Source organism: Paenibacillus sp. 37, from assembly GCF_008386395.1.
GTDB lineage: Bacteria > Bacillota > Bacilli > Paenibacillales > Paenibacillaceae > Paenibacillus > Paenibacillus amylolyticus_B.
The window spans coordinates 823,572-838,675 of the sequence record NZ_CP043761.1 but is presented as its reverse complement, the minus strand read 5'-3'; the positions used below and the strand labels follow the sequence as shown (position 1 = coordinate 838,675).

The window sequence follows — 15,104 nt, the reverse complement described above, 5'->3', positions numbered from 1 at the left end:
GTATCCCTCATTTGGGCATGCCAAAAGGGGGCTTGCTGTCCGCATCTAGTTGCATGCGACTCTCAGCCGTATCTCCTCGTAGTCCGGAAATTTACGGTTCCCGGGTAGATACTTCCGGGCCCTATTCCCGGCGTTATACGAGCAAATATCTATCAAACTATCTTCGTTCATTTTTGTAATCTCTTATTACATATTTCGTTCCTACTCGACCTTATTCTTACCTGATCGACACATCTAACATTCTAACAATCCCCTACAGCTAATGTCAACTTAAAGACGAACATTTAACATATTGACAAATATAATGTTCGGGAATTGCTTCTTTAAATTCGCTCAGCCATCCATTTCATCCCATAAAAGAAAGCCGGCTCCTCTTCAATCTCTCGAAGACAACCGGCTCCCTGCTTTTCAGTGCGTGCACACTTCATCCATTATTTTACGACAAGTACTGGAACCTGAGCATGCTGCACCACATTGTGACTGACACTACCCAGGACAAATTCCCGAATTCCACCAAGTCCACGACTACCAATAATAATGATATCAGAATCATTTTCTTTGGCAAAATCAAGCAACACTTCGGCTGCCGCCCCTTGAATCAGATCCACATTGGCCGTTACACCAGCAGCCTGAATTCGTTCTTTCGCTTCATCTGTCGTTTGCACCGCCAGATTGTAGTAGTCATTATTAAGTGAAGGTGGCAGTGGCGCCAACCCCTCACCGATGAATACACGCGGGAAATCAAAAGCATGAATGACATCCAGTACAGCATTCGGGGACACTTTGGCTAGCTCAATTGCACGATCAAGTGCTTTATTTGAAGCTTTGGAACCATCATAAGCCACTAATATTTTAGAAAATAACATGTGAATCCCGTCCCTTCCTTTATATGTAGAGCACGCGAAGCAAGCTTCGGTCTAACATCCAATAAACTAACATAGCATATAACTTCTTAAACGTTCCGGAGCCACAATGAACCATTTATACGAAAGAATTTACATATGAAACCTGTGAACGATTACGCGTGTGTTTCAAGTGTTCATTGAATAAAGTAACCATAGATTACCGCATTCAGGAACAACAACAACGGAATGCCAATGGTGAAGCTGGGATGTTTGGTCTTATGCCTTTTCCGATACATCGCGATCCAGACTCCCAAAGCACCGCCAATAAACGCAAGCAAGAATAACGTTCGTTCAGGTGTACGGTCACGACGCTGTTGTGCACGCCTCTTATCATCCGACATCACCAGATAACCAACTACATTAATAAATAAAAACCACAATATAAGTCCGGTTTGCATATAATTCTAGCGATCCCCCTGTCCCGGGACATCTCCCTGTCTCCATTATAGTCCTCATCAGAGACATGTTCAACGCACCAGGTAGGGAACCGCAAATTTGTGTAAAATGCTTCATCGCCCTGACCTAGGACTCCTGTTTTGGAATACCGTTCAGACTTGGTGCTCTTTTGGCTGCTTTGTCCGGGCGCACAGCGATACTCTCTTCCCGAATACTGTCTTTGTTTTGCTGGTTATGGATTTTCTCTGGTTTGTTATGCGGCATATAGGTATCACCTCCTTGGCTTACGTTGCCTGAAAACGGAGGATCTTATACGACTTTACAAGTATGAATAGAAAAGTCTCAATCAGTTTATTTGGAGTAAATAAGTAAATCATTCACATGGTTCGTAGTGCACGAGGTACGACCTCAACTACCTCAAGCGTGTTACTTTCCCTTTTTCTCCATAGCCGCCTTCAGCAAATCTCCAAGGTTAGACCCAATGGACTCCTGTTTCGCATATTGTTTTACCAGCTTTTGCTGATCGCGTTTGTTCACATGCTGTTTGTCCTTATCCAACGTTTCTGTAATACCACAAGGTAGACATTGTACGTATAACCCCGCCTTGCCTTCTTTGATTTCCATCTTTTTGTGGCACTGCGCACAACGACGATTGGACAATCTTTTCTCTGCCGAACGACGATATCCACAGTCCTCGGTAGGACATACAAGAAACTTGCCTCGCTTGCCTTTCTTCTCCAACAACCGTGCGTTACAGTCCGGGCAATGGCTATTGGACACATTATGTGGCTTGTACTCTGCTTTGCTGCCTTTTACCGTAGACACTAGCTCTTTCGCCATTGAACGAATACTATCCAGGAACGGTCCTGGTTTCCCTTGCCCACGTGCAATTCGTTCCAACTCAGCCTCCCAGCGAGCAGTCAGATCCGGTGTACGAAGCTGCGGAGCAGCCAGTTCAATCAACTGTTTTCCTTTGCCAGTCGGGTGCATGCTGTTGCCTTGACGATCTATTGTATCGGAACTGACCAGCTTCTCGATAATATCCGCACGTGTAGCCGGAGTACCGAGTCCATGCTTTTCCATCTGGGAAAGCAAAGCAGCTTCGGTATACCGTTTGGGCGGCATCGTCCGTCCACTTTTAATATGACAACGCTGAACCGTCACGGACTGTCCTTGCTGCACATCTGGCAAAAGCGCACGCTCATGGTCTGCTGCATCATCAGTACGGTCATCGTCATCATCGCTGTAATCGCCGCCGTATACTTCACGCCATCCGCTTTCTTTCACCGTTGTACCTTTGACATGGAAGGAATCATTCCCCACCTGCACCGTGATTGCAACGGAATCGTACTTCGCTGCCGGATAGAACAGGCTGATAAAACGACGTACGATCAGATCGTACAATTTGCGTTCCTCCGGGTTCAATTGATTCAGAAGTACCGTTTGCTCCGTGGGGATAATGGCATGGTGATCGGTCACTTTGCTGTCATCCACAATACGTTTGGTGATATTCAGATTTTTGCGCAGCAAAGGACGTGCCAGAGACGCATAAGGTCCAATGGCTACACTGTCCAGACGTTCTTTCAATGTAGCTGTCATGTCGGCAGTCAGGTACCGGCTGTCCGTACGTGGGTACGTCACAAGTTTGTGCTGTTCATACAGACGTTGCAGGACATTTGATGTTTGCTTTGCCGAGAAACCATATTTCCGGTTGGCATCCCGTTGCAGTTCTGTCAGGTCATATGCCAATGGATGCGGCTCTACTTTCTCGCTTTTCTTCACCTGGGCAATCGTGCCCTTGCGCCCGTCTACCCGCTTCTTCAATTCTTGCATTTCTTGAGGGTTGAAAATGCGTGAATCTCCCCCTGCTGCCCGCCAAACAGCCTGAAAATCGCCCAAATCTGCCGTTAACGTCTCATATTCCTGCGAGCGGAACCCATTAATTTCATTTTCTCTATCCATAATCATGCCCAAGGTCGGAGTTTGGACCCGTCCAGCAGACAACTGTGCATTGAAACGAACGGTTAGCGCACGGGTCACGTTAAGTCCAATCATCCAGTCGGCCTCGGCCCGGCAACGTGCTGATTCATAGAGACGGTCGAACTGACTGCCTGGCTTCAGCGAAGCAAATCCGTCTTTGATCGCCTTATCTGTCTGGGACGAAATCCACAGACGTTTGAACGATTTTTTCCACCCCGCCATCTGCATGATCCAACGGGCCAGCAATTCTCCCTCACGGGCCGCATCCGTAGCAATGACCAGCTCACCTACATCCTGACGTTTCATCAACTGCTGGACGGCTTTATATTGATGGTTGGTCTCTTTAAGTACCTTCAGTTTCGTACGTTCTGGCAGAATTGGCAGGTCCTCCAGATTCCATGTTGCATACTTCTTGTCGTAATCCTCCGGTTCAGCTAATCCAACCAGATGTCCAAGCGCCCAGGTAACGATATATTTCGGGCCTTCCATATAACTTTTATGTTTATCACGTGCACCCATAACTCTGGCTATTTCGCGTGCCACAGACGGTTTTTCTGCGAGTACCAATGTCTTCAATTCATATCTCTTCCTCTCTGGTAGAACGTTATGTCTCTTTTATTCCTATCTTTTCATTATATCATTTCACACGAAAGGTATGCTCTGTCATCTCTACTTCCTAATCTACTCGTATCCTGTAACCTCATGTTTAATCAATATATCGAATAGATGTCATATTTACTCACATTATAATAATTAATAGTTTTTCTGAGCTCACGTAAATAGAAGCATGAATAAGGTTTTATACTGATCAATATTGATGTATACGTTTTTTTGGATAAATATAAACATTGTAAGATTACCTGACATGACTATACAATGTGTCAAAAGCATAGAAACAGAATCGCTGCTAGCACACATCAATGAGACACAGGAAGGGAGCGTGGATGCATGACTTATCATGGATCTGTATTGAAAAAAAGTGGGACTTTGTTACTGGCGGGAGCTGTTGTTGCCACAACATGGGGAGGAACGGTGCCTTCGGCATCAGCCGCAACGGCAACGCCTACGAGTAAAACAATAGTAGCTGCTGTATCCAAAGGAAAAGCGCCTGTTACTCCGGCAGCATTTGTTCAGGCCATGGAAGAAGCGGCAACACTTGCAGGTGTTCCTTTTACCATGGACAAATTCTCCGGCACAACCGTACAACGTAAAGATGCTGCGGTTGCCTTGCAACAATGGCTCAAGCTGGATTCGACTACCGAATCATTTAAGGATGTCCCGGATGAAGCCACTTTCGCAGGTGCTGTTGGTGCATTAAATACCGCAGGGTTAATGAAAGGTTATACCGATTCCCTCTTCCTTCCAAAAGCTGTACTTACCGAGAATGACCTATCCATACTGAAAGACCGCATTTATAACTACATAAAACCGTTTGTCTTGGAGGAAGCAACCATTATGGATCTCCAGGCCGCAATGACGCAAGGAAAACTGACATCAAAAGAACTGGTTCAGAAATATCTGGACCGCATTGAAAAATACGATGATCAAGGCGTGAGCATAAATGCCGTATTAACTCTGAACCCGGATGCACTCCAAATTGCGGAGCAATTGGATGAAGAACGTGCAGCCCAAGGTGCTCGCGGGCCTCTGCATGGCGTTCCGATTTTGGTGAAAGACAATTTTGATACCAATGACATGCCGACAACCGCAGGCTGTATCTGTCTGAAAGATTCCATTCCTGCTCACGATGCTGAACAAGTGAAGAAACTCAAAGCAGCTGGCGCCATTATTTTGGGCAAAACAAACCTACATGAATTCGCATTTGGCATCACGACATCCAGCTCATTGGGTGGACAAACACTTAACCCTTACGCCCTGGACCATTATCCAGGTGGCTCAAGCGGTGGAACAGGTGCTGCCATTGCATCTAACTTTGCCGCAGCCGGCATGGGTACAGACACTGGCGGTTCAATCCGAATCCCATCCAGCTTCAACAGCCTTGTGGGTATGCGCCCAACCATCGGACTGTCTAGCCGTGAAGGCATTATTCCATTGGCTTTGACACAGGATGTCGGTGGACCAATGGCTCGTACCGTAAGTGATGCCGCAATCATGCTGGATGCTACAGCCGGCTATGACAAAAAAGATGTCGCTACAGCTTACGCGGTTGGGAAAATCCCCTCCAGCTACACTGATTTCTTGGATGTAAACGGGTTGAAAGGTGCACGCATCGGTGTGGCCACAGAACTCATCCCAAGTACCAAAGCTGAAGAAAAAGCCGTTGCTGACGTAATCAACACAGCTGTGGAAGAATTGAAGTCACTTGGCGCTACCGCAGTTCCAATTTCTATCCCGAACTTGGCCGAGATCAACAAATACCCAAGCCTTAGTGGATATGAATTCAAGTTCCAGCTGAATGACTATCTGGAATCATTGGGTGCAGATGCTCCATATCACAGTCTGTCCGAGATCATCGCTTCCGGAGAGTTTGATAAGTCTCAGGAGCAATCCATGAAAACTCGGGATGCACGCCAAACATTGGAGACTACCGAATACAAGGACATCGTTCTGAAACGCACCCAAGTTACACGTGAGTCCCTGCTGAAAGTTATGGCAGATAATAACCTGGATGCCATCATCTATCCTACGTCCACACAAGCCGCTGGTGTTATTGGCGAAGCACAAAACTCCGGTGGTAACAACCGTTTGAGTCCATTCTCCGGCTTCCCGGCGGTCACGGTTCCTGCTGGTTTCACAACCGATGGTCTGCCTGTAGGCATGGAATTCCTGGGCCGTGCTTTTGATGAAGGAACTTTGATCAAGCTAGCGTACAGCTACGAACAAGGAACTCACCACCGTCAAGCCCCAAAACTTACGCCGTAAAATATTTATGGGATTAAGCATTTCCTGTTAACACAAAAACAGATGCATTCATATCATTTTATTCAAACGAGTTATCTCAATAAAGAGACCACCCTCTTCATGATTGTATGAAGTCTGGGTGATCTCTTTTATTTCCTTTGTCTAATTTGATGTTGCAAATTCTCGTATGTTATCCATTACTGAACTTTGTCCGGTACGCCCCATCTCAGTACCAGACCTGCGTACGTCAGACCACCGCCAAAGCCAAAGAGAGCTACGCTCTGTCCTTCTTTCAATTTTCCTTCATCCACTGCAAGCTGTAAAGCAAGCGGAATGGAAGCAGCCGATGTGTTCCCACGATACTCGACACTGGTTAACGTACGTTCCAAAGGAACAGGACCACGTTCGCAAACAGCTTCAATCATTCTCATATTTGCACTATGCGGGACAAACCAGTCAATCTGGTCAGGGCTTAATTCAGCTTTTGTTATCAGCTTATCCAATTGCTCTGGGATCGTCCGTACAGCCCACTTATAAATCTCTCTGCCATTCTGGACAAGACATCCCTCACCCTGTAAAGGCACACCATTCATCTCAGAAGATAAGCCAGTCTTATAGAGATGTACACCGCCTTCTCCATGTGTACCTGATACGGCTGCCATAAAGTCACCTTCAGCACCCGATGATCTCTCCACCAAGAGGGCCCCCGCTCCATCACCAAACAGTACACAAGTTGTACGGTCTGTATAATCCGTAATTTTGGATAATGTCTCTGCTCCAATAACCAGTACTTTGCGGTACATTCCACTGGTCACCAGACTGTCAGCAAGCTGTAGTCCGTAGGTAAAACCTGCGCATGCAGCATTTAAATCCAGTACACCCGTGTGTGAGATCTTAAGATTAGCCTGTACTCTGGATGCCGTACTTGGGAAAGCATATTCAGGTGTACTTGTAGCCACAAGGATCATATCCACATCTTCTACACTCACATCATAACGACGTATCATATCTTCTACAGCCTTCGTAGCCAGGTCAGATACATATTGATCATCAGCTGCAATTCGCCGTTCTCTCATGCCTGTACGTTGCACAATCCATTCGTCACTAGTCTCCACTAATTTCTCCAGATCAGCATTCGTTAATATTCGATCCGGTACATACGTCCCCATTGCCGTGATGGTTGCCTTTGATTGATGATTCATACCGGTAGTCACCTCACTTGTTTTTTATCATTATAGCACTAAGTCTTAGTAGTTGGTACTAATCTTTTTATAATCTTTACTCAATTTATACTTGGAATCAGCATTACTTTTATCCGCTTGAAGAGATGTTTCTGAACCATTACCCTATTTACGAGCTTTCTAAAGACACTTTGTCCTTATATAAGGGTTACATCAGTCGAATTAAAAATTTCAGGTTAAGGTGAACCTCAATAACGGGGATGGGGGATTGACATTTCTGCTAGCTACGTTTGAAGAAACGGATACAAAATCATATAAAAAACAGGTTATCGCAATATCGACAACCTGTTCCATAATTATAATAGTGGGGTTATGAACTTCACTTCCGGAAACCGACTATCGGGTCCATTCATTAAGATTCCACCCTTTTCTTTCAGATACATATCAAAGAAATCCAGCATATAGGAATTAATAATGAAATTCGCTCTATCGGGCGCAATCTTCCCTGTAATACCCAGAATTTTGAAAATTGGAGAAATGAACTGCACGTCTGTAAAATTTAAATGCTCCGCATTATCGATATATAGAACTTGTCCCCCTGCGGCAACTGTTTTACGCATCCGATCAAGCTCCAACTTTTTGTCTTTCCTTTCTTGATCCACCCACTCTCTTGTATTACCCATACGCTCAAGTTCAACATCCGTGTAGACTCGGTGATCGATCAACATTTTTAATTTTTCGTATCCACTTTCCGAGTTCATGAACAAAATCGGCTTCCGCAGGCCCTCTTTGTCATGCAGACCATAAAGTCCTCCATCAAGGTCTATCCCAGCTTTTATTCGTGGATCGTATGAAGCATCATAGGCCGTCGCTCCTCCAATGGAATGACCGAACACTCCTATATGACCCACATCCACCTTCCCTTTTAGCTGACTTGGAATTTTCCCCGATTGAATCAGTTCGAATTGGTCCAGCACAAACACCACATCGTCGGTTAACACTTTTCCCAACTTGTCACGGTTTTCTCTTTCTGTTCTGTAATCATGTTCGGGTGAAAACAAATCGCTGGTTGTGCTGGTCGTGATTTGACCGTCCGGAAACTCGGTTGCGAATGTATTATAGGTGTGGTCGATCACTGCCACGATATATCCGTGACTCGCCAGATTTTCGGCTTGTGACGTGTGAAGAAACCTGGAGGAACCAAAACCGGGATTTGCAAGAATCAGTGGGTATGAGGCCTGAGCCGAAGAGACTTCAGTCGCCAAGTAAGCATGACTGGATACATACTTCAGGTGTTGAAAAGTAAACCCGGGGAGACCATAATTCTCCGCCATATAAGATAAGATTCGGGGATTAGGGATAAATGGAGTATACTTCCCAGTGCCAGCTTCAGCCGGATACCACACCTGAACCATTAATTCTCTCTTGCCTGTCTCTGATTTCCCGAATGTCTCCTCCTGGTTTGGATCGACGAAATGAAAGACTTGTGTGCCTACTTTTAACTTGCCAGTTGGTGCTGGAAGGTCAAAAACCGGAAACACATAGTGGAAACAGACTGTTGCGATCAGCCCAATTGCAATAAAAAGGGGACCAAGCACTCTAGGAATTCGGGAGGCTGGCCACACTCCTTTCTGCGTTCGAACAACTTTTATAAGAGAAAACATGAACATCAGGGTCGTAAATCCGTATAAGAATACAAGCTGAATCCTGTATCCTTCAGCTAGAAAATGTATCACTAAAATAATAAAGCCGACTCCGCTTGTCATGAGCAAAGCTGTTCTTCGTATACGTTGATTGGGAATGAACAAAAATGCCAATAAACATACACTAGAGAAGAATAATAGGATTTCAAATAACCTCACGGCAACTCCCCCTGAAATTCAACCCCATCGATGGATAGGATTAGTATACAGGAGCCACTGAGTTGATAATATTGATCTATCTTGCAATTGCCTTACAATCGTGTAAGTGAAGTGAGAGGGTCATAAGAAACAGCCCAACAAATGTGAGCTGTTCCTCTTTCATAGATCAAATTAGATAAACAAAAACAAAAAAAGACACACTCGATATCATCAAGTGTGTCTTTAGATTGCTTGGCGGCGTCCTACTCTCCCAGGACCCTGCGGTCCAAGTACCATCGGCGCTAGAGGGCTTAACGGTCGTGTTCGGGATGGGTACGTGTGGAACCCCTCCGCCATCGCCACCAAACGCATAGCTTAATTAACATTTCAGAGTTGTTGTTCTCTGAAAACTAGATTCGAAACGAAACACGCGAATTATCACTTGCTATTGGATAAGCCCTCGACCGATTAGTACTGGTCAGCTCCATGCATTGCTGCACTTCCACCCCCAGCCTATCTACCTCGTCGTCTTCAAGGGGTCTTACATACTGGGAAATCTCATCTTGAGGGGGGCTTCACGCTTAGATGCTTTCAGCGTTTATCCCGTCCGTACATAGCTACCCAGCGGTGCTCCTGGCGGAACAACTGGTACACCAGCGGTACGTCCATCCCGGTCCTCTCGTACTAAGGACAGCTCCTCTCAAATTTCCTACGCCCACGACAGATAGGGACCGAACTGTCTCACGACGTTCTGAACCCAGCTCGCGTACCGCTTTAATGGGCGAACAGCCCAACCCTTGGGACCTACTTCAGCCCCAGGATGCGATGAGCCGACATCGAGGTGCCAAACCTCCCCGTCGATGTGGACTCTTGGGGGAGATAAGCCTGTTATCCCCAGGGTAGCTTTTATCCGTTGAGCGATGGCCCTTCCATGCGGTACCACCGGATCACTAAGCCCGACTTTCGTCCCTGCTCGACTTGTAGGTCTCGCAGTCAAGCTCCCTTATGCCTTTGCACTCTTCGAATGATTTCCAACCATTCTGAGGGAACCTTTGGGCGCCTCCGTTACTCTTTAGGAGGCGACCGCCCCAGTCAAACTGCCCACCTGACACTGTCCCCGCACCGGATTACGGTACCAGGTTAGAACCTAGATACGATCAGGGTGGTATCCCAACGTTGCCTCCACACAAGCTGGCGCTCATGCTTCAAAGGCTCCCACCTATCCTGTACAGATCGTACCCAAATTCAATATCAAGCTGCAGTAAAGCTCCATGGGGTCTTTCCGTCTTGTCGCGGGTAACCTGCATCTTCACAGGTATTAAAATTTCACCGGATCTCTCGTTGAGACAGCGCCCAAGTCGTTACGCCATTCGTGCGGGTCAGAATTTACCTGACAAGGAATTTCGCTACCTTAGGACCGTTATAGTTACGGCCGCCGTTTACTGGGGCTTCGGTTCACAGCTTCGGGATTACTCCCTAACCACTCCCCTTAACCTTCCAGCACCGGGCAGGCGTCAGCCCGTATACTTCGCCTTACGGCTTCGCACAGACCTGTGTTTTTGCTAAACAGTCGCTTGGGCCTTTTCACTGCGGCCCCCTCGTGCTATTCACACTACCGGGGCACCCCTTCTCCCGAAGTTACGGGGTCATTTTGCCGAGTTCCTTAACGAGAGTTCTTCCGCGCGCCTTAGAATACTCTTCTCGCCTACCTGTGTCGGTTTGCGGTACGGGCACCATCACCTGGCTAGAGGCTTTTCTTGGCAGTGTGAGATCATGACCTTCGCTACTATAATTTTCGCTCCCCATCACAGCTCAGCCTTACAATGTGCGGATTTGCCTACACATCAGCCTTACTGCTTAGACGGACATCCATCAGTCCGCGTCACTACCCTACTGCGTCCCCCCATTGCTCATAACGGCTTACGGTGGTACAGGAATTTCGACCTGTTGTCCTTCGACTACGCCTTTCGGCCTCGCCTTAGGTCCCGACTTACCCTGAGCGGACGAGCCTTCCTCAGGAACCCTTAGGCTTTCGGCGGATCAGATTCTCACTGATCTTTTCGTTACTCATACCGGCATTCTCACTTGTATAATGTCCAGCGCTCCTTACGGTACACCTTCAACCCTTATACAACGCTCCCCTACCCCTGATGCAAAGCATCAAGCCATAGCTTCGGTGGTGTGTTTAGCCCCGTTACATTTTCGGCGCAGAGTCACTCGACCAGTGAGCTATTACGCACTCTTTCAATGGTGGCTGCTTCTAAGCCAACATCCTGGTTGTCTGTGCAACTCCACATCCTTTCCCACTTAACACACACTTGGGGACCTTAGCTGATGGTCTGGGCTGTTTCCCTTTTGACAATGGATCTTAGCACTCACTGTCTGACTCCCGGAAGTAAGTCTATGGCATTCGGAGTTTGACTGAGCTTGGTAACCCTTGCGGGCCCCGCACCCAATCAGTGCTCTACCTCCACGACTCTGTTTTCCGAGGCTAGCCCTAAAGCTATTTCGGGGAGAACCAGCTATCTCCGAGTTCGATTGGAATTTCTCCGCTACCCCCACCTCATCCCCGCATTTTTCAACATGCGTGGGTTCGGGCCTCCAGTGCGTGTTACCGCACCTTCACCCTGGACAGGGGTAGATCACCCGGTTTCGGGTCTACGTCCACGTACTATGTCGCCCTATTCAGACTCGCTTTCGCTGCGGCTCCGGCTCTTCACCTTAACCTTGCACGGGAACGTAACTCGCCGGTTCATTCTACAAAAGGCACGCCATCACCCCTAAAACGGGCTCTGACTTTTTGTAAGCACACGGTTTCAGGTTCTATTTCACTCCCCTTCCGGGGTGCTTTTCACCTTTCCCTCACGGTACTGCTTCACTATCGGTCGCTAGGAAGTATTTAGCCTTGGCAGATGGTCCTGCCGGATTCATACGGGGTTTCACGTGCCCCGCACTACTCGGGATCCGTCTCGGAGGGAACAGACTTTCAACTACAGGGCTTTTACCTTCTTTGGCGGGCCTTTCCAGACCTCTTCGCTTAACCGGTTCCTTTGTAACTCCATGTGAGACGTCCCACAACCCCAAAGAGCAAGCTCTCTGGTTTGGGCTTCTCCGCGTTCGCTCGCCGCTACTGACGGAATCACTATTGTTTTCTCTTCCTCAGGGTACTTAGATGTTTCAGTTCCCCTGGTATGCCTCTACACAACCTATGTATTCAGTTGTGAGTAACTGGAAATTACCCCAGCTGGGTTTCCCCATTCGGACACCCCCGGATCAAAGCTTGCTTACAGCTCCCCGAGGCAGTTTCGTTGTTCGCCACGTCCTTCATCGGCTCCTAGCGCCTAGGCATCCTCCGTGTGCTCTTAGTAGCTTAACCATTGCGCTCGTGTTCGAGCTGTCGCTTCCCTTGTTTTGGACTACGTCCAAAGCCAAAAGTCACTCCATTTCGATCACTCGCTCCAGCAATCTACCGTTTTTATTGAAACTTGTTTAACACAAGTTCAGCTAAAAAGGAATGTTCTAATTCGCGTTTGTTTCGTTTCGATATCTAGTTTTCAAAGAACAAGCTCCATGCAAAAGCAAGCTGTTTGAGAGTTTGAGCTCTCAAAACCGAACAACGAGTGAGTTAAAAGCTTTACGAAGTAAAGCTCGCTTCGGAAGCATGCTTCCTGAAGACTTATATTTGAATGTTTCCGTTGCAGGAAACGATTCTCCATAGAAAGGAGGTGATCCAGCCGCACCTTCCGATACGGCTACCTTGTTACGACTTCACCCCAATCATCTATCCCACCTTCGGCGGCTGGCTCCTTGCGGTTACCCCACCGACTTCGGGTGTTATAAACTCTCGTGGTGTGACGGGCGGTGTGTACAAGACCCGGGAACGTATTCACCGCGGCATGCTGATCCGCGATTACTAGCAATTCCGACTTCATGCAGGCGAGTTGCAGCCTGCAATCCGAACTGAGACCGGCTTTGTTGGGATTGGCTCCATCTCGCGATTTCGCAGCCCGTTGTACCGGCCATTGTAGTACGTGTGTAGCCCAGGTCATAAGGGGCATGATGATTTGACGTCATCCCCACCTTCCTCCGGTTTGTCACCGGCAGTCTATCTAGAGTGCCCACCCGAAGTGCTGGCAACTAAATATAAGGGTTGCGCTCGTTGCGGGACTTAACCCAACATCTCACGACACGAGCTGACGACAACCATGCACCACCTGTCTCCTCTGTCCCGAAGGAAAGATACATCTCTGCATCGATCAGAGGGATGTCAAGACCTGGTAAGGTTCTTCGCGTTGCTTCGAATTAAACCACATACTCCACTGCTTGTGCGGGTCCCCGTCAATTCCTTTGAGTTTCAGTCTTGCGACCGTACTCCCCAGGCGGAGTGCTTAATGTGTTAACTTCGGCACCAAGGGTATCGAAACCCCTAACACCTAGCACTCATCGTTTACGGCGTGGACTACCAGGGTATCTAATCCTGTTTGCTCCCCACGCTTTCGCGCCTCAGCGTCAGTTACAGCCCAGAGAGTCGCCTTCGCCACTGGTGTTCCTCCACATATCTACGCATTTCACCGCTACACGTGGAATTCCACTCTCCTCTTCTGCACTCAAGTCACCCAGTTTCCAGTGCGATCCGGGGTTGAGCCCCGGGATTAAACACCAGACTTAAATGACCGCCTGCGCGCGCTTTACGCCCAATAATTCCGGACAACGCTTGCCCCCTACGTATTACCGCGGCTGCTGGCACGTAGTTAGCCGGGGCTTTCTTCTCAGGTACCGTCACCTTGAGAGCAGTTACTCTCCCAAGCGTTCTTCCCTGGCAACAGAGCTTTACGATCCGAAAACCTTCATCACTCACGCGGCATTGCTCCGTCAGGCTTTCGCCCATTGCGGAAGATTCCCTACTGCTGCCTCCCGTAGGAGTCTGGGCCGTGTCTCAGTCCCAGTGTGGCCGATCACCCTCTCAGGTCGGCTACGCATCGTCGCCTTGGTGAGCCGTTACCTCACCAACTAGCTAATGCGCCGCAGGCCCATCCCCAAGTGACAGATTGCTCCGTCTTTCCAGTTTCCTTCAGGCGAAGAAAACAATTATTCGGTATTAGCTACCGTTTCCGGTAGTTGTCCCAAACTTGAGGGCAGGTTGCCTACGTGTTACTCACCCGTCCGCCGCTAAGTATCAAGGAAGCAAGCTTCCTATCAACTCCGCTCGACTTGCATGTATTAGGCATGCCGCCAGCGTTCGTCCTGAGCCAGGATCAAACTCTCCAATAAAGTATTGAAAAGAGCGATAAGCTCATTTTGAATCTGACGAGATTAAAAATCTCATTTGTGCTCCAGTCGATCCAAGCCAAAGCTTGTCTCAACTTTCGCGTTCATTCTGCAAGCAGAATGTTTACTCACTCGTTGTTCAGTTTTCAAAGATCAAACTTGTTTCGTTACCGAATGTTGTTCTCTTCAGCAACTCTTATATAATATCATGTCCGAACCAACTTTGCAAGCTCTTTTTTTAAGTTTCTTTCGAAGCTTATTTCAACCGCTTGCCGCACCGTGTATCTCGTGTTTTTTTGGCCGGAAATAGAATATACCATGTACAGATACGGAACGCAAGTCTTTTTTCGAAAAACATTAAATCTTATAAAATAAGTTCCCTGCTGTCCTTTTAGCAAGTATCTCCTTATTATCGACCAGATGATACATCCGGTTATAAATTTTAATGAATCGGAGTAATAGAGAAACACATATTGTATACAGTACAGACTCATCACGTTATAGAAACTTATTAACCGATGATTTCATTGGATAAACAACCGACAAATCATAGATCATTATATTCTTTCCTTCTATATAGAAGGAAAACATTTTTCAAATTCATTTTTCCCAAAAAAAGAATATAAAAAAAGCGAAAGCCCAGGGTCTAAATCCCGTGGCTTCCGCTTCTT

7 protein-coding genes, 3 rRNA genes and 1 riboswitch are annotated in these 15,104 nt (G+C 47.4%); of the genes, 1 reads left to right on the top strand and 9 read right to left on the bottom strand.

The annotated features are described in order from the left end of the window. Positions 1-59 precede the first annotated feature (59 nt). A riboswitch (purine riboswitch) is annotated at positions 60-161 on the bottom strand. A gap of 270 nt (positions 162-431) precedes the next feature. The 4 genes from F0220_RS03870 to F0220_RS03860 all read right to left on the bottom strand — a co-directional run bounded on the left by F0220_RS03870 (position 432) and on the right by F0220_RS03860 (position 3,857). Further along, on the bottom strand, positions 432-866 hold the full coding sequence (locus tag F0220_RS03870) for a universal stress protein (RefSeq protein ID WP_076215141.1): 435 nt from the start codon (positions 864-866) through the stop codon (positions 432-434). Positions 867-1,039: 173 nt separating this feature from the next. Next, positions 1,040-1,303 carry a DUF1294 domain-containing protein gene (locus F0220_RS03865; protein ID WP_017690702.1) on the bottom strand — a complete coding sequence of 88 codons (264 nt, stop codon included), beginning with the start codon at positions 1,301-1,303 and terminating at the stop codon, positions 1,040-1,042. Between the two features lie 124 nt (positions 1,304-1,427). Beyond that, on the bottom strand, positions 1,428-1,565 hold the full coding sequence (locus F0220_RS32385; RefSeq protein ID WP_017690703.1) for a hypothetical protein: 138 nt from the start codon (positions 1,563-1,565) through the stop codon (positions 1,428-1,430). Between the two features lie 162 nt (positions 1,566-1,727). Further along, complete coding sequence (locus F0220_RS03860; RefSeq protein ID WP_149846270.1) at positions 1,728-3,857, bottom strand: DNA topoisomerase III; 2,130 nt, start codon at positions 3,855-3,857, stop codon at positions 1,728-1,730. 372 nt (positions 3,858-4,229) lie between these two features. Here F0220_RS03860 and F0220_RS03855 point away from each other — a divergent pair, with 372 nt between their 5' ends. After that, positions 4,230-6,164, top strand: coding sequence for an amidase family protein (locus tag F0220_RS03855; protein ID WP_149846269.1), 1,935 nt, complete (start codon positions 4,230-4,232; stop codon positions 6,162-6,164). 176 nt (positions 6,165-6,340) lie between these two features. On the opposite strand, the gene F0220_RS03850 is transcribed toward F0220_RS03855, so the two are convergent. The 5 genes from F0220_RS03850 to F0220_RS03830 form a co-directional block, all read right to left on the bottom strand. Beyond that, complete coding sequence (locus F0220_RS03850; RefSeq protein ID WP_149846268.1) at positions 6,341-7,345, bottom strand: ketoacyl-ACP synthase III; 1,005 nt, start codon at positions 7,343-7,345, stop codon at positions 6,341-6,343. A gap of 335 nt (positions 7,346-7,680) precedes the next feature. Further along, the gene (locus tag F0220_RS03845; protein ID WP_105602012.1) at positions 7,681-9,186 is read right to left on the bottom strand and encodes an alpha/beta hydrolase family protein; all 1,506 of its coding nucleotides are present in this window, start codon (positions 9,184-9,186) and stop codon (positions 7,681-7,683) included. Between the two features lie 229 nt (positions 9,187-9,415). Next, positions 9,416-9,532 (bottom strand): 5S ribosomal RNA (rrf, locus tag F0220_RS03840). Between the two features lie 81 nt (positions 9,533-9,613). After that, positions 9,614-12,541, bottom strand: a 23S ribosomal RNA gene (locus tag F0220_RS03835). Between the two features lie 342 nt (positions 12,542-12,883). Further along, positions 12,884-14,436, bottom strand: a 16S ribosomal RNA gene (locus F0220_RS03830). Together the 16S, 23S and 5S rRNA genes form the textbook arrangement of a ribosomal RNA operon. Positions 14,437-15,104 lie beyond the last annotated feature (668 nt).